The following is a 22095-nucleotide window of genomic DNA, read 5'->3' on the forward strand; positions in this document are numbered from 1 at the left end:
TGCTCACCTTACACCGTGATAATCTCAACCTTACAGCAACCTTACAGTTAGCTGTTGTGTATCAGCACTCGAAAAGGAGGATTTAAAACCTTTGCATTAACAAAAACAAAGGCAGACCAAGACTTTGTAAATAAAGTCTTAGCCTACCTCTATAGTCATTCAACTAACGTTTCGCGTTAGCTCAAATTAAACGTTACTAATATGCGCGTTTATTGCCTTTCTTTACAAAATCCCAGTCAAACTCGACATTTTTCCTCACCCGTTGAAGTAAGTGAAGCAATACTTCCCTCTCCTCTTCATTAAGCCCTGCTAATGCAACTTTATCGGTGTGAACCGCCTCTCTTTCTAGGAAAGAATACGCCTCGTCACCTTTCGTTGTGGTAAATAATCGTTTGATTCGCTTATTTATCGTGTCGTTTCTCTTTTCAATAAGACCTTGCGATTCAAGTTTTTGTATCGCACGGGCTGTTGTTGTACGATCCACTTTCAACATCTCAGCTACTTTTTCCTGAATAATCCCTTGATTCTCAAAGATACGGACCAAATAAAGATATTGGCCTTTAGTTAACTCAATTTCCTTAAACTCCACATTGCTTATCGAGTCCAAGGCCCTCGCTATCATGCCAACCTCTCGCAGAATTTCTCGCATTTAATCCACCAACTTTCAAAGCACATTAACTATATATCGTTATTATGCTGGATATATTCTAAAAACTCAACGCTAGCCCAAGCAGTCACAGCAGGAAGGTTTTGTGCAAATTATCTCATGTTTAATAATATTGCATTTGCAACATTTTTAATATATACTTGCGTTACTTCACAGAAAGGATTGAAGAGTAGCATGGAGATTATAATCATTAAGGTTTCCAATTCCATTGAACTTGAACATGCGTTTTCTATAAGAAAGAAGGTATTTGTTGAAGAGCAAGGTGTTCCGCTGGAGGATGAGTTTGATCAGTTTGACACGTTGAATGGAACGTGTGAACATGTACTGGCCTATATTGATAGGGTACCGATTGGAACAGGAAGAGTACGCTTCATTGATGGGAAAGGAAAACTTGAACGCATATGTATTCTAGAACCATATCGCAAATTTGGAGTTGGAAAAAAAATAATTAACTCCTTAGAAGAAAATTCAAGGGATAAGGGACTTTGGCAGGTTAAATTGCATGGACAATCACAAGCAAAGGGGTTCTACGAGAAATTAGGTTACACTGCAATCTCAGATGAATTTATGGAGGATGGAATCCCACATTTTTTGATGATCAAAGACTTAATGAAATTAAAAAAAATAGACTCAGTTGAGGAGCTCAACATCGCTTTTCAAATAAGAGAAGAAGTGTTTGTGAGAGAACAAAATGTACCAATTGAAGATGAGTTTGATGATTATGATACTTTAGATGGACAGTGTAAGCACATCCTAGTCTATTATAATGAACTACCCGCCGGAACAGGTAGAATTATTATTCGAGATGGCGTAGGTAAATTAGATCGAATATGTATTTTAAAACCTTATCGTCAATATGGTCTTGGTAAATTAATCGTTACATCACTAGAAGAAATTGCAGAAAATAAAGAAATATCCAAAGTTAAATTACATGGACAGACACATGCAGAGGGATTTTATCACAAGCTAGGATACCAGACTACCTCCGATGTATTTATGGAAGATGGAATTCCGCATTACCTAATGGTAAAAGATTTATTATGGAAATGATGCCGTTATCACGTGTAAATCAATATTTAATTTATGCAATAGGTATCTTAATTCTAACTCTTGGCATTACGTTAACCATACAATCGGATCTTGGTAGCTCTCCTTTCGATGCTCTTCTGGTTGGATTGTCCCTAAACGTAGGTTTAACTGTTGGTAGCTGGGAGATTATTATTGCTCTAGTTATGATATTTATTAATTCGTTGCTACAAAAACAGAAACCTGAATATTTGGGCTTAGTAACTGCCCTTATAACAGGCATTTGTATTGATTTCTGGTTGTTATTGTTACGGACTTGGGTGGCACCTGATCTATTGTTTTTCAAATTTCTGTGTTTCGGCTGCGGTTTAATTGTTGCAGGAATAGGTACGTCCATGTATTTACAGACCAATTTTGCACCGATTCCGATCGATCGGTTAACACTCTCATTAAAAAAAATAACTCGAACGAACATATTTTTTTCGAGAACTTTAATTAATGTTGTACTTCTGTTTATGGCATTCATTTTTAATGGACCCATAGGTATAGGAACTGCACTGGCTGTCTGTCTCAGTGGGGCAATTTTAAATATTTTTATGCCATGTACTGGAAAGATGATAGGCAAATTGAGGTCAAATGAACCAGAAATTTATGAGATGGATAGAAACCATTCCGTTTAAAACGTCTTATAGATAACAACGATAAGCGAACGATAAACGCAGATTACAAATAATAGAAGGTTAAATTACAAATGCCCACAGGGCATCACTTTTTTATGTGATAGCCCTGTGGGTTAATGTTACTTACTAGCCTTCAATGGTGTTGTGTCCATATGCAGCTGAACTTCAATTGCCTCACATCTAAAGTAATCAAAGTCAGCATATTTCTTCATTCCACTTAAATCTTGAACGCATAGGCCTAAAAAGTTCCCGGTAAATCGGATGAAATTATTTTTTCCTCCCGCTTCATCACTTAAATGCGAAATATCCATCGCCTTTCCAATTGTATTCCACTCTCCATCATCAAGAGCATAAGAGAAAAGTACGAGGTTATTGTTTATATTCGCTTTCAATTTACAACGTTGAGTTCCTTCGATTGAAATTTCTGATTCCGGGAACTCTTCCCAATTCCCTTGAAAGGATCTTACAATCCCCAAGCATTTCCCGAGATTTTCATCCCTCGTAATTCTTAAGTAGACATAGTCGCTCGTATCATAGTACAAAATTAAACCCGCCATCTGTTGAAAATGATCCGGATCGAATTCAAGCTCCGTCTCCACTTCAGCATTCATTGTTTGTTGTCGCTGAGCCACCATACTCTGACTGAATGTTGAGCTTAAGGATTCCCGGCCATAAATTCGCAGGCTCCCTGCTTTTTCTGTTAAGGAAAGCCATGAAGAATCTGGTGGCATCCTTAAAGTGTTCCAACGATGATCAAGTTCTTTTTTATCAAAGTAGTCAATGGCAGGAACAGACGGGAACGGATAATGAGGTAATTCAAATTCATCAATCGTTAATTTAGGCGCATTTCCTCCACCAGCGATTCTAAGCCAGTGGTCTTCTGTCCATTCCATTCGTTGAATTGCAGTCTCTCTTCCAAGGATACAGTTGACGTTATTGACTGGCCTGCCAGTGAGATGTACCATAGCCCACTCACCATTCTGTGTTTCTACCAAGCTACCATGTCCTGCTTTTTTCAGGATTAGACTATCGTCACCCGACGATGTCAGAATAGGATTGCAAGGGTCTACCTCGTATGGTCCTTCGATTGACCTAGAGCGTGCCATTGTTGCAGCATGTGTGTGCCAGGTTCCTCCTTCTGCGGTCAACAAATAATAATAACCATTGTGTTTATATAGATGAGGCCCCTCAGTGTACTTCAACTCTGTGCCTTGAAAAATATTTTTCGCTTTTCCAATTAACATTTGTCGCTCTGTACAAAATTCCTGCAGCAATATTCCTGCAAAATGATTACGCCCGGCGCGGTGATCCCACAACATATTCAGCAACCATTTTCGACCATCATCATCATGAAAAAGTGAGGGGTCAAATCCGCTGCTATTTAAGTAGATTGGGTCAGACCAAGGCCCTTCAATGTTTGTCGCTGTAACCATGTAGTTATGTGTGTCCTTGAATGCGCCTAACCTGCTTTTTACATCAGTAAATATCAGATAAAATATCCCTTTATCATAAGACAAACAAGGAGCCCAGACCCCACAAGAGTCAGGATTTCCAGCCATATGAAGCTGAGAAGGTCTGGTTAGAGCATGAGATACGATTCGCCAATTTTTAAGATCACGAGAATGATGTATTCGTACACCTGGATACCATTCAAATGTTGAAGTTGCGATGTAATAATCTTCACCTACACGAATAATAGATGGATCAGGGTGAAACCCGCTTAGAATAGGATTGGTAATCATTTCTACATAACTCTCCTTTTCTTAGAACTGAATCATTAATTTGTCAAGCCATACAATAGTCATTATATAGCACTAATTTCAGCCGGGCTATAGCGCAATACAAATCGGGTCCCAGAAGTTCCCAGAAAAATCGGTATATTCGCTACTGATGCTTCAAGTCCAATCATGGAGTCCGTGGGCCATCTGTATACTTATTTCGCTATTTTGCAGCAATTACGGCTTACCATTGAAATACAAAAAAACCCAGAGTCTTTAAAAGACCTGAGTTTCCCCATGGTGCAAAAATTCATCAATCATCGCTTTGTATTTGTCCAGACTGTACACGTTATACATTCGAGAAGTAAGCGTGCGGGTGTTTCCAAAGAAAAAGCGTTCAAACTGTTTCTGTCTACCGCCGAAGGGACCGATTGCCAGTTCCCAGGTGAGCCGGAAAAGAGAGATTCGGTCCCAGGCAGATGTATCCTGCCCTTTAAGATATAGAGAGATAAAGTCGCCAGCATCAGATGCAAGGTCTGCCTCGGTAGGAAGCATCACAAGGCTGCTGGAGCTGATGTCCTGGAGCATACTCAGCATCTCCTGATAAAAAGAGGAATACTGTATCGTAGCAGCAATCAGCGGCTTTTTGGCTGGCACATAATAGCCCTTTGCATCCGGTTCGGCCATCATTTCCGAAGCTAGGCGAAGGGATTTCAAATTTTCAAGCATGGTCAAAATACGGGAAATCCGCTCCATAGTTACCGCTTCGAGACTGATATTCTGTTCATCCGACAATTTAGAGATCAGGCCGAGAAGAAATTCCGTCTTGGCAATGTAACGTGTAAGCACCTGATGACCGGCATAACTGTGAAAATTCCCTTCGCTGAACAGCCGCACTCCAATCTCTTCATTCCCTAAGTAAAAAATTCGGTTGCGTGGGATGAATACGTGATCAAAGATCACCATGGCGTCCATTTCTTCAAATCTGCTGCTTAGCGGATGATCATAATGAGATGTGTCTGAATAACTTTCACGACAAATGAAGGTCATCCCCTCCAGATCATTGGGAACTGCAAAGGCAAAGGCATATGGATTATCCGGTTCCAGCATGGAAGGCAGAGGTGAGGGGAACACCAGTATTTCATCACAGGTTGCTGCTTGCGTAGCCATCATAAACGCACCGTTTACCACAATTCCGTTTTCATTACGGTCGATCACTTTAGCTGTAATTGAATCCTGGGCCTCGTCCAACAGCTCGGACAACCTGCTGGCAAACGGCTGAATGAATGCATGGGATAATGTGATGTCCTTACTGCGGCAGTATTCATAGTACTTTATGAGATTATCTTCATATTCCGGATTGTATTCTTGTAACAGATGAGCCGCGGTATATAAAGACATCATCGTCGTGTTCATATAATCTGGGGATCTCCCTAAAAACCCATGGTGCTTCTCCGCCCACAACTCCATCATGATTCTCCTACGGACCAGATCTTCCTTGCTTCTCGGTGCTAAGAAGGAAAGTCCATAACGTTCCCCGTCAGTCCCGGACTGAAAGGTCATTTGTTCCATGATTTTCTCCTGATGCTGCATATCATACATTTCCGCTTGGGTCTTTAATAACCCGTTGAAAGCAGGATGACTGGATAAAGGCTTTTCGATGGTTTTACCCTGATACCATATATTGATTTGCTGGCGGTCTATACCCTCAATATATTCTTTTCCGTTCTTAACTGCCATTGCCACCCACCCCATTCATGAACATTTAACGGTTCAGCCCATTTGACTAACCCAGTTTCTCTAAAATATGTGGTACCGTTAAAGGCAGTACATTGTCCATGTTTAAACATTTTCTTTACTTTGCATTGTAAACGATCATAGGGGTCTGGCTTCAGCTTGTTGATTAGCACTAATCTATAATATTTTCTATATTCAATTGAGGACATCCCCGTCCGTGATTTAAAAAATTTAGAAAGATACTTGGTTAAGAGCTTTTAAAAATACCTCTGTAGGTTGTGCGCCGGATATTGCGTATTTTCTATTAATGACAAAGAAAGGTGCTCCTGTGATCCCTAATTGTTTTGCTGTAGCTTCATCTGAACGCACTTCGCCAGCATATTTGGAGGAATCATGGAGAACTGCCATTGACTCGTCCCTATTCATTCCAACTGATTCTGCAATATCTGCTAAAGTATCATGATCGCTAATTAGCTTGGCATCCGTGTAATAAGAATAGAACAGCTTCTCTGCTAATTCCTGATCTTTACCCACAGATTTGGCATATTGGGTTAAACGATGCGCATCAAACGTATTGGTGGGCTTCATTTGGTCAAAATTATACACGAGACCCATTATAGCCGCTTGTTGTCCCAGTTCAGCATTTGCTTTTTTCGCTTGCTCAATGCTCATACCATGTTTTTCAGAAAGTATTTGATGCATATTTTTGCCTGAGTACATGGATGCTTGCGGATTAAGTTCAAAGCTTCTATATTCGATAACCACCTCATCCTGATGGCCGAATTGCTCCAGTGCAGATTCTAATCGTCGTTTCCCAATATAACAAAATGGACAAACGTAGTCCGACCATATCTCGATTTTCATTTTGAATCCTCCTTCACTAACCACTAATAGTTGAATGTTTCATTTTTGCCCCTATTATTTGTTATAAATAATAGGCATTTTTCTAATCAATTTTTTGTCACGAGCAGCAGAGTACATGAATTTAGCAACATTTTCTCTGGAAACAGACATTTTAGCCGATTGATCTCCGAAGGAATAGCCATAAGACTGCCCTGTGTATTTAACATTGGGATTTATAATTCGAACGACTGTCCAATCCAGATTCGATTTCTTAATCATTCCTTCCATTTTCTTCATTTCTGCATATCCGTTTGGAAGGAGCACTTTGGCTAAAACACCTGGAAGTATCGTGGACATATTTTTCTTATCGTCATCGGATTGCAAAGCTGGCGTCGCAAGTGTAATGAACCTTTTCTTGTTATGTTTCTTCATAGCCTTAATGATCAGTTCGTGTCCGTCAGCAATCGGCGTACCTTTAAGCTTTCGTGACATATCGGACCCTGGCCCCAATGTGCTGATTACGACATCGGATTCGGCAACGGCCTTCTCGATGGTTGAGCTATTCGAAAGTTCCCCTTGTACAAGACTCAAATTCGGATGTTTGAGGTCGACTTTTTGGGGGTTTCTAACGTATGCCGTAACGGAATCTCCGTGATCTAAAGCTAGTTGAGTAACAAGCTTTCCAATTGCACCACTTGCACCAAAAATAGTGATATTCATATTTTTTTAAATCTCCTTTAACATAAATTATTGAACTTAAACTTTATCTTCAGTTACAAACTCTTCTACTCTGTCTCTTTTGGTGTACATGTCGTACCAAAGATCAGCGATTTTAACCTGAACTCCTGAATTCGGCTGCATCCAGATTCCGATCGAAAGGTGACCTGCATAAATTCCTTTGTCTGCTAATTCGCTGTTCAAATTAAAGATATAATTACGAAGTCCTGAGATTGCAATTCCGACGTTACCCATCCTTGGAACCGGGTGGACTGAAGCACCTCCAGTTGTAAATAACAGAGCACCACTTTTCTTATCCAACATATCCGGAAGTACTTGTTTAACACTCGATAAAGCACCTAAAACATTATATTGAAATTGGTATAACGCATTTTCTTCAGTTACATCTAATGTTGGCGCTACGGAGTCAAAGCTCGGCGTTGGACTGTATTCAAGAACATCAATAAATCCGTACTTCTCTTTAACAGCAGCAAATGCATTCTCAATTTGTTCTTTATTTAATATGTCCGCTTGAAATGAAGCAGCTTCGATCCCCAATTGTTCTAACTCAATAACCAGTTGGTTCAATTTTTCTTCATTTCGAGCAATAAGCGCTACGCGAAAGCCATTTTGTCCGAATTTCTTTGCAATGGACATCCCTAAACCTGCTCCTGCTCCAACAATCGCTATCGTTTTCATCTAAAATCTCTCCTTTAGTTAGAGTTAATTATCAACCTGATAAATAATGGTCAACGTGTTGTATATTTATCTTTTGTTCATTATAATTAATGAAAGGTCAGCCTTCAATGTTTAATAATTTTGATTTTGAGAGATAAAATACAGTTTGAGTTCAAATGTCGTATATCTAACAAAAAAAGTTAAGGGGATGAGCCATAATGAACAAAAAAACCGATTTGCGTATCCTTCGCTCCAAACATTCGATAAAAAAGGCATTTATAGAACTCCTTAATGAAAAGGGATATGAAGGGATTACGATTCAGGATATTGCCGACAAAGCGATGATTAACCGGAATACATTTTACCTTCATTATCAGAACAAACCCCATTTGTTAAATGAATCTATGGACGAATTATTAGAGGAATTAAATAATACACTCAATCTTTGTTCAAGCAGCAAATCTCCTATAAGCGGCACTATGTTTGAACAATTAATGCAAACCATACTGGAGAAAATTAAAGAAAATATTCCCTTTTACAAAGCATTGTTACTGGATGAGAATAGAATATATGGTTTTCAATCAAAGATGGAAGAAATTATAAAAAATACAGTGGAAGATGGCTTGCATAATACGACCCTGAAGATTTCAAAGGACTTATTACTCCAATATATCGCATCTACTTTTATGGGCATTGTAATATGGTGGGTTAAAAATGATTTTTCGTATACTCCAAATGAACTCGCTTCTCAATTCGGAAAAATTCTAACTCATGGACATTTAACAGCTGCGGGTATTCCAATCAACGATTAAAGTGATCCCTGCTTAAGGTAGCGGGTGACATAACAGAAGAGAGGCCCTTCAATTGAGGGCCCCTCTTCTGTTACTACGCTGTTAAAAATTTAGATAGTAATCCAGCTGTTCGTTGTGACTAGTCCCAAAACCTGTACTACAGTTCCTTCGTCATAAAAAAACTATTGAGATCTAGGACATAATCTGCAAATGGCTCACAATATGTGAAGCCAAAATCTTCATACAGCTTGTGAGCTGGGATGAATGAATCCATCGAACCAGTCTCGAGACTGATCTTCTTGTATCCGCGGCTTATGGCCACTTCAATAATATGAGAAAGAATATTTCTAGCTACACCTTTGCGCAAATGCTTTTTAGCTGTCCGCATCGATTTGAGTTCTGCATGCTCTTTGTCCAATTCCTTGATAGCCCCACAGCCAAGAAGCTCCTCATCCTCCCAAGCACACCAGAATGTAATTTCCGGCTTCTTCAACTCGTCCAGATTAAGAGCATGAATGCTTTCAGGTGGAGAGTCCTCTGCCATTCCTTGAAGATGTTCTGCAATTAATCCAATCACTTGTGGCCTACTCAAATCATCTACAAGAATCTCCACTGCAACCCCTCCTACGTTAATGTTAAGTTGTATTAAGATTTACTCATAAACCATGACCCAATATTTAGCTCCGGGTTCCCCTTCCTCAACAACGGCTTTAAAACCCCTCTTCTTATAGAAATTCAATGCTTTTGTATTTTCGGAGACACATTTTAATGTGACTGGTGTTCCCAGTTCGGCTACAGCCGCTTTGAGTAGCAAATCACCAGCACCTTTGCCAGCAGCATTAGGGTGTACAAACAAATTATGAATAAATCGGTTAGGTACATACAATGAAGCAAATCCGAGAACTTGGTCGTTCTCCTCTGCCAGAAGAATTTGTTCTTCCAGTGTGTCCCGATCAAAATCATCAAGCGTCATTTCATCTGTATTGACCCAATGAAAACTCCCACGACGGGAATCCAGATAAATTTGTCTCAATTGTGGATAGTCTTTAATACTTGCTTCTCTGATTAGCATCAGATCAATCCCCCTAACTTCTATGCTTAGACTTAGATTTATACTTCGGATTACCATTATTATACGCTATTCTTTTTGAACCTGGTATTGGCTTCTTGAAAACGCAGTTCTCCAGGTCGGATACTCAAGTTCCCAACCACACTCATTTTTGGCTTTGCTGTTAGAAGCACCTCTCTCCCACGGACTAAAATCGGACCCAATTTCTGGTCTAGATGCGTGTAATGCATCTGCATACACAGGTAGCCACTCTATACCTTTAGCAGGTTCATCATCTACGATGTTATACGTTCCTGTAGGCCACTCCAATGCCAGAAAAGCAGCATTCGCAGCATCTTGCACATGCACAAAAGAAGAGACGCCGTCTGTTGCCTTTACCTCTTGCTTCCTTACTTTTTCAGCCGTAGACCCAGCCTGATCATACCAAGTTGCGGGTCCATACAAAGTACCGTATCGTAAAACTACATATTCCGGAATTTCTTTTACAGCTTCCTCTAGGGCCACAACACCGTTAATCGTTGTATATCTAGGCATAGGGGCATCGAGGTCCAATGAAGTTTCTTCCGTTGCAGGAGTTGTGCCAGGTTCATATGCCCATGAAATACTCTGTGCGATTATTTTTTGTACCTTTGCTTGTTTTGCTGCATCCACTAGGTTGCGAGTTCCTTCAATCCGTATGCGAGCATTTTCTGCTGAGCTGCCTTGACTTAATGAGGTTAATTGATGAATGACAACATCAGGTTTAACTTCCGTTAAAATATTCACCATTTGCTCCCGATCGAACACATCTGCAAGAACTGCTTTGGCTCCAGTTTGTTCAATGGCCTGTCGTTGCTTTTCTTTCCTTGTCATGCCAATGACATCGTGACCAGCTTGTACGAGCTGCGGTAGCAACAATCTCCCAATAACACCACTAGCACCAGCTACAAAAATTTTCATAAAAATAGACCTCCAAATTTTCTATATATTGATAAAATCAGAATCTGCAACTGATTGATGACAAGACCCATAGCAGCTGTCACGGTCGGTGCAATGAAAATTACGTATGGACGTCTGATCCACCCTGGTTCTCTGTATACCCACATCGCTATAGCCATCGCCGCGACTTCTGGTAAAATGATCTCTGAATGTTGTAACCATACGGATAAACTAACCATCAATACAATAAATGATATCGCAATAACGTAAGGCAGCTTGCCTATTTTATTCGTTGCGAGATCTGCTGTATTCATATGCTCTCCTTTCAATCCAACTTAAAGCTATTGCTACTGTTGGATAATCATAGCTATGATTAATGTGCATTTAATACAGCATGCTGTTAAATTTATGCTAACATGAACATTTTGAATGTTTTAAGTACCACTGTATTTCATTTTTTTGCATACCAATTATTAAAGACTTACATAAGCATGTGACAGTAAAATAAAAAAGCCGCTAAAATAGCGACTTTATCGTGATAAGTTATTATAGTCTCGGTACGATGAATGAAACGGTAGTTCCTTCACCAGGTATACTTTGAATCAGTAAACCTTGCCCATAAATCTTTTTAAGGCGTCGATCGGTATTCGTTAATCCCACACCGGATGTCCCAGCCTTCTTCTTGCCATCTAAGATGGAAGACAGCTTGGTCTCATCCATACCAACTCCATTATCATGTATGACAAACTTGATATAATCCTCTTCTTTCATAGCAGATAGGCTTAGCTTCCCTCCACTTGTACGCTTCAATATGCCGTGGCGAATTGCATTTTCTACGATAGGCTGGATTGTAAGTGGCGGAAGTTTCGTATCCAAATGATCAGGCAGATTCCATTCGACTTCCAATCGGTCTCCAAACCGTTCCTTTTCGATATATAAATACGCTCGCAGCAAGTCAAGCTCATGGGACAGTGGGACCAGAGGCTGTAAATTTTTTGAATTAAAACTTCCCTGTAAGTAGTCACTAAAGGCTAAAAGCAATTTAATCATACGATCTGAATCTAATAAACTTAGTGAAGCAATAGAATTAATTGTATTAAACAAAAAGTGAGGCTGAATCTGAGCTTGGAGCCATGCAGCTTCCATCCGCAATTGCTCGTCAACGGATTGTTTAAAATGGATTAATGCACGAATTCTTGATTGCAGCTCTAACATTTCAACCGGCTTTGTTAAGTAATCATTAGCTCCTGCAAGAAAGCCAGCTTGAATATCATCGGGTCTAATCCTTGCCGTCAATAGCAATACTGGCAACTCAAAAATAGTGAATTTCTCACGTATCATTTCAGTAAGAGCGTAACCAGACATTTCGGGCATCATCACATCCGTTATAACCAAATCCCACGGTTTATGGTTCATTTGTTCAAGGGCCTTCTGAGCACTATTTACAGCGGTAACTTCATAGTTATCCAGCTCCAGCAATGACTTTATAACCTTCAAATTGATGGAATCATCATCCACTAAAAGGATAGCTCCTTTGACAATATCCATTGGATCGCTATTCTCTGAAGAAATAGCTGCTTCCATATTTACGTCCATTGCGTTTTGTACTAGCTGAACGGTAGTAGGTTCCTCTATCACTTCATCATTCTTTAAACCTTTTATAACGGGTGTGTCCTCTACCAAAGGTATCGAAAATGTGAAGACAGATCCCTGTCCTAGCTCAGATTTAAGCGCCAATGTACCTCCATGAAGCTCAACTAATTCTTTACAAATACTGAGTCCTAGACCTAGGCCGCTCCCCTGGGAAGTGATACTGGAATCAGCTTGTTGATACGGTGAGAATATCCTTTGTTGCAGTTCTTCATTAATCCCAATACCCGTATCCATAATATGAACATAAGCTACTCCATCCTGAACTTCTGAACAAAGAGTAACACTTCCTTCCTTCGTAAATTTCAAAGCATTATGAACTAAATTGAACATAATTTGGGTAAGGCGATTTTCGTCAGCGACTACATTAGGCATTGTATCAGGAATCTCGTTCTGTAGCTTCACGTTGTTGTTCAACGTCATATAGTTCAACATATGAACTACTCCCTTTGCCACTGCTGGTAAAGAGACGCTTGTTGTATCAAGAGAAATTCGACTATCTTTAAGAAGCGTAATATCAATTAAGTCATCCAGTAGCTGTGACATGCGCTGTCCAACTTTAGTAATTAGCATCAAATCTTCATGATCAGGTTGGGTAAGTGAACTATTCCCCCGAATCATGATCGATTGAGCCATATTTATGATCGCATGGAGCGGATTCCGAAGCTCATGTGACGTATTAGCAAGAAACTCGTCTTTTTTCTTGTCTACTTTTTTGAGCTCTTCCGCTTGTTTTTCAGCACGCATTCCAGTTTTCGTGAAGCGCACAAACCAAAAAGAGGCAAAAATAACAAAAGCAACAATAAGATCAATCGGGTAATAAGGTAGATCTTTATCAAACCATGACTTAAATAATCCGCTAAATCCCATATTTAACGAAACAGCGATTCCGTCAAGCAAGATGATAGATGCTTCTTGACCTTTTCTGATGGCCTGTCTTGAAATAATAGGTACAAGTATGATAGCTAAGATCATAAAAACACCAATCAGCTTAGACGAATAATCCAGCCAACTTATAGGAAATAAAAGAGTTGCGATTACATATGTGTAAAAAATAATAGAAAAAAGTAAAATCAATTTTTTAAAACTTTGAACACTCAGCAGGTGTCTTGTACACAATACTAGACAATATGCTAGTGCGGAGTATCCAATAATTCTTAAGCGTACTGACCATTCAAAATTAATTGGGAACCACTGAAGCAACATTTTGTCATCATCGATTAACGTAACAAGCAATGCAAATAATATAATTCCAGCAAAATAAAACAGTTCTTTCTGTCGATGACCAACGAAAAGCAAAATAACGATATATATCATATGAAGTAATAAAATAACACAAACTAGCATTTGCATATTCTCGCTGAAATGAGTTTCATTCATGACAGCATATGGATTCCCAAACTTTATGGATTGAACAATTCCACCTTGATTATGATAGTGAAAATTACTGACATGAATGACGATATCCATTTGGGACTGCTCCACTATGAAATTGCCTGTATAGGGGACAACCTTGGAAATTGTTCCACTCGAGGTTTTATCAGGAAAACCTGATTCATATATAAGATTCCCATTAATATATAAGTGATAAGCTGTCTTTATTTCAGGTATATGAATGCCATAAGACGCATTTGATGCAGGCAAAAGCACGCGAAGTCGATAGGTTCCAAAATTAGACTCTGGACTCGTATCTTTAAAAGTACCAGGAACCTGTGTTAAATTCGCGAGATGGAATGTATCATTTAACGGTGTGTTTGGAGAAATGAAGTTATCAGGGTAAAAGTCCCATTGCCCGTTCAGTGTAACTGTCTGCTGATCATCAAATTTACAGTTAGATAAATCTAGTTCACCCTGAATTGCATGGGGCTGACTGGGCGAGGCGAACTCCATATACCATAACAGCCTCATACTAATTAAAGCTACTAAGTATACGAGAATGATCCATGCCAGCCTATGTTTGGATATGTTTTTTTTAATATGAAAGAATGATGGCAACGTTAACAATCCTTTATTATTCTGTATAGTAAGGCTTAGTTTGCTAAACCAATTTTATCATGGATGCTGGAAAATGGAACAATCTATTGAGCAGATTATAAGTGACGCCATAAGTTACTTTAAAGTAACACCCCCCAGGGGCTATCAGCGGAATAATCGTATTTATTCCACATCAATAGGATGTTTTATTTCATCCTTATAGTAATCAATATATAAGTTACCGTTGCTTCCTAAAACTGCATAAAAAACATCACTGATTTGTTTCTGATGCGATTTTAATTGTTCCATTAGCTTGTCTTTAGAAGCATGATTTACACTTATATTTTTTTCAAGTAAATTACCATCCATTATCATTTCTATTGGCATATTTTCTTTATTGCTCTCTTCCTTGCTAATGTCATTCATTGTTACAGTTCTGAATTTTTTTTCTTCATGACCGAAACTTGGCCATTAACTTCAAGTAAGGCATATTCAACTTCATTAATATCAAACACTTCTTTTTGTCTAAGCGCCTGATTAAGTGAATCTAACGTTATTTTATTCTTTGACAAGTTTTGCTCCAAAACTTTTCCACCTTCAATTAATACCGTAGGAGAACCTTCAGCTAACAAACGAATTTTTCTACTTCTTAGATTTAATTTAGAAAGTAAGTAGGATGTTCCAGTAAACACAATAAGCGATATAAGTAAATGTGTAACTTCCATTTTTTCATTAAAAGCCAAATTAGCTGCTATAGCCCCCATAATTACCGCAGTGACAAAATCATGAAAATTCATGTTTGACAAAGTTTGTTTTCCAAGCATTCGCGCGATAACTAATAGAAGAATAAATGCAGAAATACTTCTGATCAAAATAATGAGGTGATCAATCAAATTTAACATCCTTTCATTTGTAAAGAGATAGTAGGATCCTTCAGTAATAGTATGCACATACTAGACTCAAAATATGATGAATCATTGGTTTCAAGTTAAATGACTTAATTATAGGTTCTACCTATATATGCAATTGATATTATATATTTCTCGAATAGGGAGTGTTGGCTTATGATTATGTCACAATTTAAATTGTTTAGGAGGAGGGTTCATATGTCTTTGTATGATATGAAAATCCATTACATCGATGGTAGGCAGGCAGCACAAGCGCCATTTCAAGGGTTCGATACTGAATCGGATAGCGGGAAGTTTATGAACAATTTCCTAAACGAGAAATACCCCGATATATACAAGGATGACGGGATTAAGTGGAATGTCACTAAATTTTTGATCGATCAGAATGGCCAGGTGCACAGAAGATTTGAGACAACGATAGAACCATTTGAAATTGAGCCAGATATTAAATCATTACTTAAAACTCATCACCTAAACAATTAAATAACGTTGTGTACGATCACTGACATAACTTTTATTTACATTAACAACAGTTTTTTAAGGCTTACGTCCAATCAGTACCCCATTGCTTGCTGGTAAGAAAGCTCTATTCTTCTTATATCTATAAAGCCAACCTCCGTTAAACATGCTGAATACTCAGACCAAGTATAATTTTGGCCGCTGATTACAAAAAAACCACCCAAAAAGGTGGCTTTCACGAATGGGAATTTATGGTTAAAACTACTTACTCAAAACATTAAGCAACCTGTAAATCATCACAGCAGCTTCTGCACGTGTAACTTCACGTTTTGGAAAGAAGAAGTTGCTTTGTCCTTCAACTATTTTATAGGATTGCAGCAATTGAATAGAAGATTTTGCCCAAGGAGCAATATTATTGTCCGCGAAGTCTTTTTCCTCAGTCTTGGCTTCGAAATTATTCTTCACTAGGACATTAGCAAGCATAACTGCAGCTTGTTCTCTTTGCATAATTTGATTTGGACGGAAAGTTCCATCCTCATAGCCATTTGTTAGACCATGATTTAAAGCAATTAAAATTTCTTCTGTGTACCAAGCATTTTTACTTAAATCTTTCAAAGCTGGTACATCCGTAGCGGATTTATTTTCCATGTCTAACGCACGTTTAACTAAAATAGTAAACTCTGCGCGGGAGATTTTTTTATTAGGACCAAATGTACCATCCTCATAGCCCTTTAAAAAACCCTCTTTTGTTAAAGACTTGATCGCTTCTTCAGCAAAGTTTCCAGAAATATCTGAAAAGTTATTGTTGTTTTCGCTAGTAGATTCATGACTATCAGATTTAGGGCTCTCCTCAGTCACTGGCTTTTCAGGAGTTTCTGCCTTTGCTTCTTCTTTTGTAACAATATTTACATAACCTTGCTCACCCTTTTCCATAACTACGGTACCCGACATTTTTATAGCATGTACATATACAGTATACGGACGGTCAGAGCCTAAGTTTTTAGCAACCGTTGTCAGGTTTGGTCCAGAATAAACTAAATCATTATTAAAAATTACCCAGTAATGATTAGCCCCTTCTACCGCATCCCAACTAATTGTTGCAGAATTAGAAGTTGTCTCAGCTTTAATATTTGTAGGGGCTGGCATTAATTCAGGGTCTTTTGTTTTACTGGTATGTCTCGATCTACCACTCTCACCTGCTGAGTTAAAGGAGGTTAGCTCTACAACATAAGTTTTATTAGGTGTCAATTCTGTGGCTTTATATGTAAGATCAGCACCACTATAAACAAGCTTATTATCAATATACACCTTATATCCTGTTGCTTCACTGACTGCATTCCAAGTTACTGTCAATGTAGTTTCATCTGTTGTAACATAAAAACCGGTTGGTGCAAAAGGAGCCTCCTTTCCTTCTGTTACAGTGCTACTTGCTGGTGATGTTGCTCCTTCAGCATTAGCCTTACCTGCACCCATAATGGCCCAATTACCTAACAATAAACTTGCTGACAAAGCTAGGGATAAAACTTTTGAAATACTACCTCTTCTCATGTAATAAACTCTCCTCATCATCATCTTTTTTTTAAATACGCAATTCAATTTCAACCTTCCTTATGTATTTGAGTTCTAAACTCATGTCAGAATAAAAGCGATTCTCTTCTCAAATGAGCCTAAAAATCTTAAATTCAGAAAAATTTCTGAGTATATGGAATAAGTCGCTTGGTTAGCGACTTTGTTTAGCTTATATATAGTTTTGCGAGTTACTATTGTCTTATGTGGGACTTCAACAGAATAGAATATGTAATTAAATGTCGATTATTGTAGTTAAAACATTTTTACTATTATATCAATATGACTTTTATAGGTCTATATATTTATTTAAAAACTTAATCATAGATAAAAAGTACTACTAACTAAATAAAACAGACTAAAAAAGCCGCTAAAGGCAACTTGCTCAGTTTTAACATTGATTTCGGATTAAAGAGCTTCGACAAATAAATTTAACTTATGATGAAGCTAACTAATGCTTTGAAGGATGGATTTTTTTAATAAGTAATATTCCATCATACTGATCGCGAGGAATCATTTTTTCATCTAAAACTCCCCATGCTTTGGCTGTACGAGGGGTATACATCCATTCTGTTGCAGGACTTAATGTTGTGTCCTTCATATCGATAAACCGTGCTGTCCCCATATCCGTAGCTAAAATTTGTTCAAGACTACCGTTTACGTGAGGCTTGACTTGCTCTTCCTCTCCATTGTTTTTAGAGGAGCTTCCTTCATAAGCGTATAAGCCTATAACATAACCATTTTGTTTAAGTGAGAACGGCAGCATTTCTCCCATCGTTGGATAAGGTTGATGATCATATCCAAATCCGTTATGCTCTGTAATCATCGTAGAATTATTTTTCCGAATATGATAGTTATGTCCCCACAAAATGATGTTCTCATTTGGATATAGGCTGTTGGCAAGCCAATCTACATTCCCAGCCATGACGTGATCTCGTTCGTAACTTCCTAATTTCACATTTTTCTCAGGCTCTTCCCCTGCAAGTAGGTTTACGATATGCGGATGATAGTTATCCAACATGTCTATTCTATTTTGGAAGACACGTTCAATTATAGATATTAGCTTCGGGTTTCCCTGATTTTTGCTTAATTCTACTTGGTTGTTCTTTACAAAGCTTTGTAGAGCGATATATTTTTCTTTCATCTTCTTGTGCTGGCTATTAAAATCTTCTATTTTGTCAATCATGTTCAGCCTTTCGTACCAACGTTCCGTTTGTTCAAATGCTTTAGCTTTACTTTTATCTACCTTTGCAAACCAATCCTCTATGTAGTTAATAAACAAATCCGTAGACACTTGGGAGTCAAAACCCGTTAATATAAGTGGATGATCACTTTTACTCTGCTCTGCGATGTATTCAAATAAAGGCAAGTTTTCTTCTACCTGCCAAACACCATAGATGGCGTTTTCCATCAATTGCTTTGGTGTTAGCTTATCGATTTCTTCATATGCCACAGTGGCATCAGAAAGATTGGATTCAAATGCAATGACGTTATAGCCCAACTGCTCATGCAGAAATTTTACGAGTCTAACCTTTACTGAGTTGTATTCAGATGCGCCATGCGTGGCTTCACCCAAGCTGACCAAGCGTTTATCCTTTAAAATCGTTTTTAAAAACATTAAATCAGCATATGAGTCATTTTTCTCTGTAAGCACTGATGTAATGAGATTGGCATGTGGAGTAATAGGTACTTCGGACATATAAGCAACTTGACCCACACCCAATACACATAAACTACAAACCACTGTAGACAATAACACCTTTTTAAAACCTGAATTCATTATGTAACACTCCTCTTTTTTTGTTCTGTATTAGCTTAGCAGTACAAGTTTAAGTTCAGGATAATTGTAAGTTTAAGATTTGTTTAAATAGCTAGCGCTCGTGAATTGAGATATTTTTTCAACATAAAATTATTTACTTTAGCCAACATTATTTATGTATAACCCTAAGTTTGTACATATACAATAATTAAAAAAAGGAGATCGCAATGCATGCACGCAAGTTAATTGTCAGAGTGGTTTTGTTATCAGTCACTTTCCTTTTTTATATCGCTCCCTCCATTTATGCTGACACTGTAAAATCGCCAGAAATATCAAAGCAAGAACAGGAAGTAGAAGCTTTTTTAAATGATTTATTTAAGGTACGTTCTGAATTTATTACGAATTCTAATCTTTCTCTTGATCCCTATTATGATCTGGATTCTAAGCTCGGACGTCAAGCCTTAGCTAATCAAAAAAACAGGACAACCTATTTGAACGCTTGGGCAAAGCAAAGAGAGATGGCAATCACACATAGTGAGTCTACAATTCGTATTCGGAAAATGAATTTTATTGATAACAAAGTTAGATTAACGTTAGGTCATTCTCAGAAGATTGTTTACGCTTACCACGATTCACCCTCAATTAAGCAGTGGTTTGGCTTAGGAACTTGGCACGTTATGACACTAAGTAAACAGAATGACCGCTGGGTGGTCTCCAAGGAATGGTTTCTTGATCCACTAGAGGAAAATCCCAAAAAAATTCCTGAAGGTATACCTCCTTCTCCCCCTTCTACACGTAGCATTGTTAATGGTCAGAATTATAATCGTCAACGTGCGGTCGCATATGCCAATAAATACGCGGGTTTGGCTTGGGGAGCTGGAAACGATGGGAAGTATAATGGGAAATATAAAAATTATAATCATTTAGGGGGAGACTGTACAAACTTTGCCTCACAAGTGTTGGGTGATCCTGAAGAAGGTGGCGGCTTCAAGATGAGGGGCGGGTGGCGGTACAACTATCCAAACGGAGGCACACGAACCTGGGTACAAACGGATGCTTTTAAGCATTTTCTACTTCATAGTGGTTATGGTAAACAAATTGCTAAAGGACATTATGAGGAACTGGTAAAATCAACGGATAAGCATCCATATAGTGTAATGTGGGAGTTAGATTCGGGTGACCTCATTGCTCATGTGATGCACAATGATGTGGATCATTTTTCTATAGTTACGGGCTTTGACCATCGTGGCTATCCTTTAGTTAACTCACATACAGCCGATCGCTACAGAGCTCCATTTGATTTAGGATGGGATAACGAAACACAATATCTGTTTATCCATATTAAAGACTAGCTTATTGCGTCTTACCTTAATTGTACTTAATTCCCTTCAATCCTCATAAACTTGAATGGACAAGTGGGTGTGGAAGGAGAAATTAGAGGTAATGCACAAGTCATCGCTAATTAGACAAACAGGCATTCGTCTGAGCGCAATTGGATTGTCTAAAATGATGGGACTTATCGGACGAATCTCATTAACCAGAATGATTGGTGCAGAAGGTATTGGTTTATTCCAGATTGCCTATGCCTATTTTGGTTTTGCTCTAATGATAATTACTGGAGGTTTTCCTACTGCTCTAGCTATGTATACAGCCCGAAATAAGCAGCAAGGGTGGATTTGGTTCAAGCGATTATCCATTTTGCTCATGACATGTGGAGCCATCGCTTTTTTTGTTACATTAACATTTTCGGAGCAAATTCCACATCTACTTGGCAATGCGAACAGTTATTACTTTATTCGAGCTCTTGCACCAGCTCTTGTTGTTGTTCCCTCGCTTGCTCTGCTTCGTGGATACCTTCAGGGCTTGGAGCAGTATAGTGCAATCGCACTTTCAGAAGTTACGGAGCAGCTAATCAGAGTTACAGTCATGCTGACAATATGTTATCTGCTTTTGCAACAGGGCACGTTCTATGCAGGTGGCTTCAGCTTAGTAGGAACTACCTTGGGGGCTATCTCCGCTTTTGCGATCTTATTTTTCTTTTATATAGAAGGAATAGAGCCATCTTCATATAAAGCTACTGCCTCTTATTCTCCAGCTAAAGGAGAAGGTGCTTGGTTTGTACGCAGCTCTCTTGCTATTTGCCTTACAAGACTACTCATCCCCTTCTCTGATATGACTGATGCCCTGATTATCCCTTTAAGGCTGCAAAGCGCAGGATATTCACCCAGTCAGGCAACCGCACTGTTTGGTATGTTGACAGGCATGGCTCTGTTAATTGCTTATATGCCCACACTTGTTACTGCAGCGATCTCCCACACCATGACAATGAAGCTTGCGGCTGCATGGAAAGAAAAACAAAACCAAGTATTCCGAAGCTATAGTCTTAAAGCGATTCGGTATGCTTGGTTTTGGGGTATTATCTCTTCACTTTTTTTATGGATTTATGCAGAGGAATTAGCCTTCTTAATCTTTAATTCTACAGAGGCAGGTGCTGCTATAAAAGCATTATCCTTGATTCCTCTAATAGTAGGAATAAGGGAAATCACAACTAGTATCCTATGGGCACAGGAGCAAAAAAAGGTAACGTTTATAGCTACAGTAATCGGCATTATCTGCGCTGTATGTTGCCATTACTTTCTCATTCCAATCCTATATATACCTCTTTATGGGGCAATTATAGGTATTCTTTTGATGGAAATAATTATACTTATAGCAAATGTGTTTGCTCTACGGCTTTCGTTAAATAACCTTCAAATTAGCAAAATATTAGGCTCCTCTATCGTTCTCTTACTAACCGGCATTCCGCTGGGCTACGTTTTTCGTTTAAACAGTAGTTTGCTCCTTCCTAACCCTTTGGGTCTAGTAATAGGAATGCTTCTATACGGGAGCATTTTACTTGTAGTAGGCAAATGGGTTATTAAATGGATATAGGACA

21 protein-coding genes and 1 pseudogene are annotated in these 22095 nt (G+C 38.5%); 8 read left to right on the forward strand and 14 right to left on the reverse strand.

Features of this window, described 5'->3' with window-relative positions; all coding sequences use genetic code 11:
• Positions 1 to 196 precede the first annotated feature (196 nt).
• On the reverse strand, positions 197 to 649 hold the full coding sequence (locus J2Z32_RS02865; protein WP_210087654.1) for a MarR family winged helix-turn-helix transcriptional regulator: 453 nt from the start codon (positions 647 to 649) through the stop codon (positions 197 to 199).
• 192 nt (positions 650 to 841) lie between these two features.
• On the opposite strand from J2Z32_RS02865, the pseudogene J2Z32_RS02870 reads away from it, so the two are divergent.
• From J2Z32_RS02870 to J2Z32_RS02880, 3 genes and pseudogenes are all read left to right on the forward strand, one after another.
• Positions 842 to 1276, forward strand: a pseudogene (locus tag J2Z32_RS02870) (GNAT family N-acetyltransferase); the annotation flags it as partial.
• On the forward strand, positions 1277 to 1717 hold the full coding sequence (locus tag J2Z32_RS02875) for a GNAT family N-acetyltransferase (RefSeq protein ID WP_210087889.1): 441 nt from the start codon (positions 1277 to 1279) through the stop codon (positions 1715 to 1717).
• Entirely contained in the window at positions 1714 to 2373 is a 660-nt protein-coding gene (locus tag J2Z32_RS02880) for a YczE/YyaS/YitT family protein (protein WP_245251122.1), read from the forward strand. The genes J2Z32_RS02875 and J2Z32_RS02880 overlap by 4 nt, the downstream gene beginning before the upstream one ends.
• A 119-nt stretch (positions 2374 to 2492) precedes the next feature.
• On the opposite strand, the gene J2Z32_RS02885 is transcribed toward J2Z32_RS02880, so the two are convergent.
• The 5 genes from J2Z32_RS02885 to J2Z32_RS02905 all read right to left on the reverse strand — a co-directional run bounded on the left by J2Z32_RS02885 (position 2493) and on the right by J2Z32_RS02905 (position 8087).
• The gene (locus J2Z32_RS02885; protein WP_210087655.1) at positions 2493 to 4115 is read right to left on the reverse strand and encodes a glycoside hydrolase family 43 protein; all 1623 of its coding nucleotides are present in this window, start codon (positions 4113 to 4115) and stop codon (positions 2493 to 2495) included.
• Between the two features lie 252 nt (positions 4116 to 4367).
• Entirely contained in the window at positions 4368 to 5831 is a 1464-nt protein-coding gene (locus tag J2Z32_RS02890) for a 4-hydroxyphenylacetate 3-hydroxylase family protein (protein WP_210087656.1), read from the reverse strand.
• Between the two features lie 228 nt (positions 5832 to 6059).
• Positions 6060 to 6692 (reverse strand): DsbA family oxidoreductase, encoded by a 633-nt coding sequence (locus tag J2Z32_RS02895; protein WP_210087657.1) that lies wholly within the window; start codon positions 6690 to 6692, stop codon positions 6060 to 6062.
• Positions 6693 to 6746: 54 nt separating this feature from the next.
• Positions 6747 to 7391 (reverse strand): NAD(P)H-binding protein, encoded by a 645-nt coding sequence (locus J2Z32_RS02900; RefSeq protein WP_210087658.1) that lies wholly within the window; start codon positions 7389 to 7391, stop codon positions 6747 to 6749.
• Between the two features lie 36 nt (positions 7392 to 7427).
• Positions 7428 to 8087 (reverse strand): SDR family NAD(P)-dependent oxidoreductase, encoded by a 660-nt coding sequence (locus J2Z32_RS02905; RefSeq protein WP_210087659.1) that lies wholly within the window; start codon positions 8085 to 8087, stop codon positions 7428 to 7430.
• A gap of 197 nt (positions 8088 to 8284) precedes the next feature.
• Here J2Z32_RS02905 and J2Z32_RS02910 point away from each other — a divergent pair, with 197 nt between their 5' ends.
• On the forward strand, positions 8285 to 8878 hold the full coding sequence (locus J2Z32_RS02910) for a TetR/AcrR family transcriptional regulator (protein ID WP_210087660.1): 594 nt from the start codon (positions 8285 to 8287) through the stop codon (positions 8876 to 8878).
• 136 nt (positions 8879 to 9014) lie between these two features.
• Here the strand turns inward: J2Z32_RS02910 and J2Z32_RS02915 are convergent, their stop codons facing one another.
• From J2Z32_RS02915 to J2Z32_RS02925, 3 genes are all read right to left on the reverse strand, one after another.
• On the reverse strand, positions 9015 to 9470 hold the full coding sequence (locus tag J2Z32_RS02915) for a GNAT family N-acetyltransferase (RefSeq protein ID WP_210087661.1): 456 nt from the start codon (positions 9468 to 9470) through the stop codon (positions 9015 to 9017).
• A gap of 39 nt (positions 9471 to 9509) precedes the next feature.
• The gene (locus tag J2Z32_RS02920) at positions 9510 to 9929 is read right to left on the reverse strand and encodes a GNAT family N-acetyltransferase (protein WP_210087662.1); all 420 of its coding nucleotides are present in this window, start codon (positions 9927 to 9929) and stop codon (positions 9510 to 9512) included.
• Positions 9930 to 9995: 66 nt separating this feature from the next.
• A complete protein-coding gene (locus J2Z32_RS02925; RefSeq protein WP_210087663.1) occupies positions 9996 to 10865 on the reverse strand; it encodes an NAD-dependent epimerase/dehydratase family protein in 870 nt (289 codons plus the stop codon).
• 57 nt (positions 10866 to 10922) lie between these two features.
• Between J2Z32_RS02925 and J2Z32_RS02930 the strand changes: the two genes are divergently transcribed.
• A complete protein-coding gene (locus J2Z32_RS02930) occupies positions 10923 to 11114 on the forward strand; it encodes a hypothetical protein (RefSeq protein WP_210087664.1) in 192 nt (63 codons plus the stop codon).
• Positions 11115 to 11390: 276 nt separating this feature from the next.
• Here J2Z32_RS02930 and J2Z32_RS02935 read toward each other — a convergent pair whose 3' ends face one another.
• The 3 genes from J2Z32_RS02935 to J2Z32_RS22280 form a co-directional block, all read right to left on the reverse strand.
• Positions 11391 to 14402 carry a hybrid sensor histidine kinase/response regulator gene (locus J2Z32_RS02935; RefSeq protein WP_245251132.1) on the reverse strand — a complete coding sequence of 1004 codons (3012 nt, stop codon included), beginning with the start codon at positions 14400 to 14402 and terminating at the stop codon, positions 11391 to 11393.
• Positions 14403 to 14651: 249 nt separating this feature from the next.
• A complete protein-coding gene (locus J2Z32_RS22275) occupies positions 14652 to 14894 on the reverse strand; it encodes a YetF domain-containing protein (protein ID WP_245251134.1) in 243 nt (80 codons plus the stop codon).
• Positions 14895 to 14896: 2 nt separating this feature from the next.
• On the reverse strand, positions 14897 to 15340 hold the full coding sequence (locus tag J2Z32_RS22280; protein ID WP_245251137.1) for a DUF421 domain-containing protein: 444 nt from the start codon (positions 15338 to 15340) through the stop codon (positions 14897 to 14899).
• Positions 15341 to 15574: 234 nt separating this feature from the next.
• Between J2Z32_RS22280 and J2Z32_RS02945 the strand changes: the two genes are divergently transcribed.
• On the forward strand, positions 15575 to 15859 hold the full coding sequence (locus J2Z32_RS02945) for a thioredoxin domain-containing protein (RefSeq protein ID WP_210087665.1): 285 nt from the start codon (positions 15575 to 15577) through the stop codon (positions 15857 to 15859).
• 237 nt (positions 15860 to 16096) lie between these two features.
• Here the strand turns inward: J2Z32_RS02945 and J2Z32_RS02950 are convergent, their stop codons facing one another.
• Both J2Z32_RS02950 and J2Z32_RS02955 read right to left on the reverse strand, forming a co-directional pair.
• Positions 16097 to 17383, reverse strand: a complete 1287-nt coding sequence (locus J2Z32_RS02950; protein WP_210087666.1) for an S-layer homology domain-containing protein — start codon at positions 17381 to 17383, stop codon at positions 16097 to 16099.
• Between the two features lie 469 nt (positions 17384 to 17852).
• The gene (locus J2Z32_RS02955) at positions 17853 to 19181 is read right to left on the reverse strand and encodes an erythromycin esterase family protein (protein WP_210087667.1); all 1329 of its coding nucleotides are present in this window, start codon (positions 19179 to 19181) and stop codon (positions 17853 to 17855) included.
• A 206-nt stretch (positions 19182 to 19387) separates the two neighbouring features.
• Between J2Z32_RS02955 and J2Z32_RS02960 the strand changes: the two genes are divergently transcribed.
• Both J2Z32_RS02960 and J2Z32_RS02965 read left to right on the forward strand, forming a co-directional pair.
• Complete coding sequence (locus J2Z32_RS02960) at positions 19388 to 20512, forward strand: amidase domain-containing protein (RefSeq protein WP_210087668.1); 1125 nt, start codon at positions 19388 to 19390, stop codon at positions 20510 to 20512.
• Between the two features lie 55 nt (positions 20513 to 20567).
• On the forward strand, positions 20568 to 22091 hold the full coding sequence (locus tag J2Z32_RS02965; protein ID WP_210087669.1) for an oligosaccharide flippase family protein: 1524 nt from the start codon (positions 20568 to 20570) through the stop codon (positions 22089 to 22091).
• The last annotated feature ends 4 nt before the right edge of the window (positions 22092 to 22095 follow it).

This window comes from Paenibacillus turicensis (assembly GCF_017873435.1).
Taxonomy (GTDB): Bacteria; Bacillota; Bacilli; order Paenibacillales; family Paenibacillaceae; genus Fontibacillus; species Fontibacillus turicensis.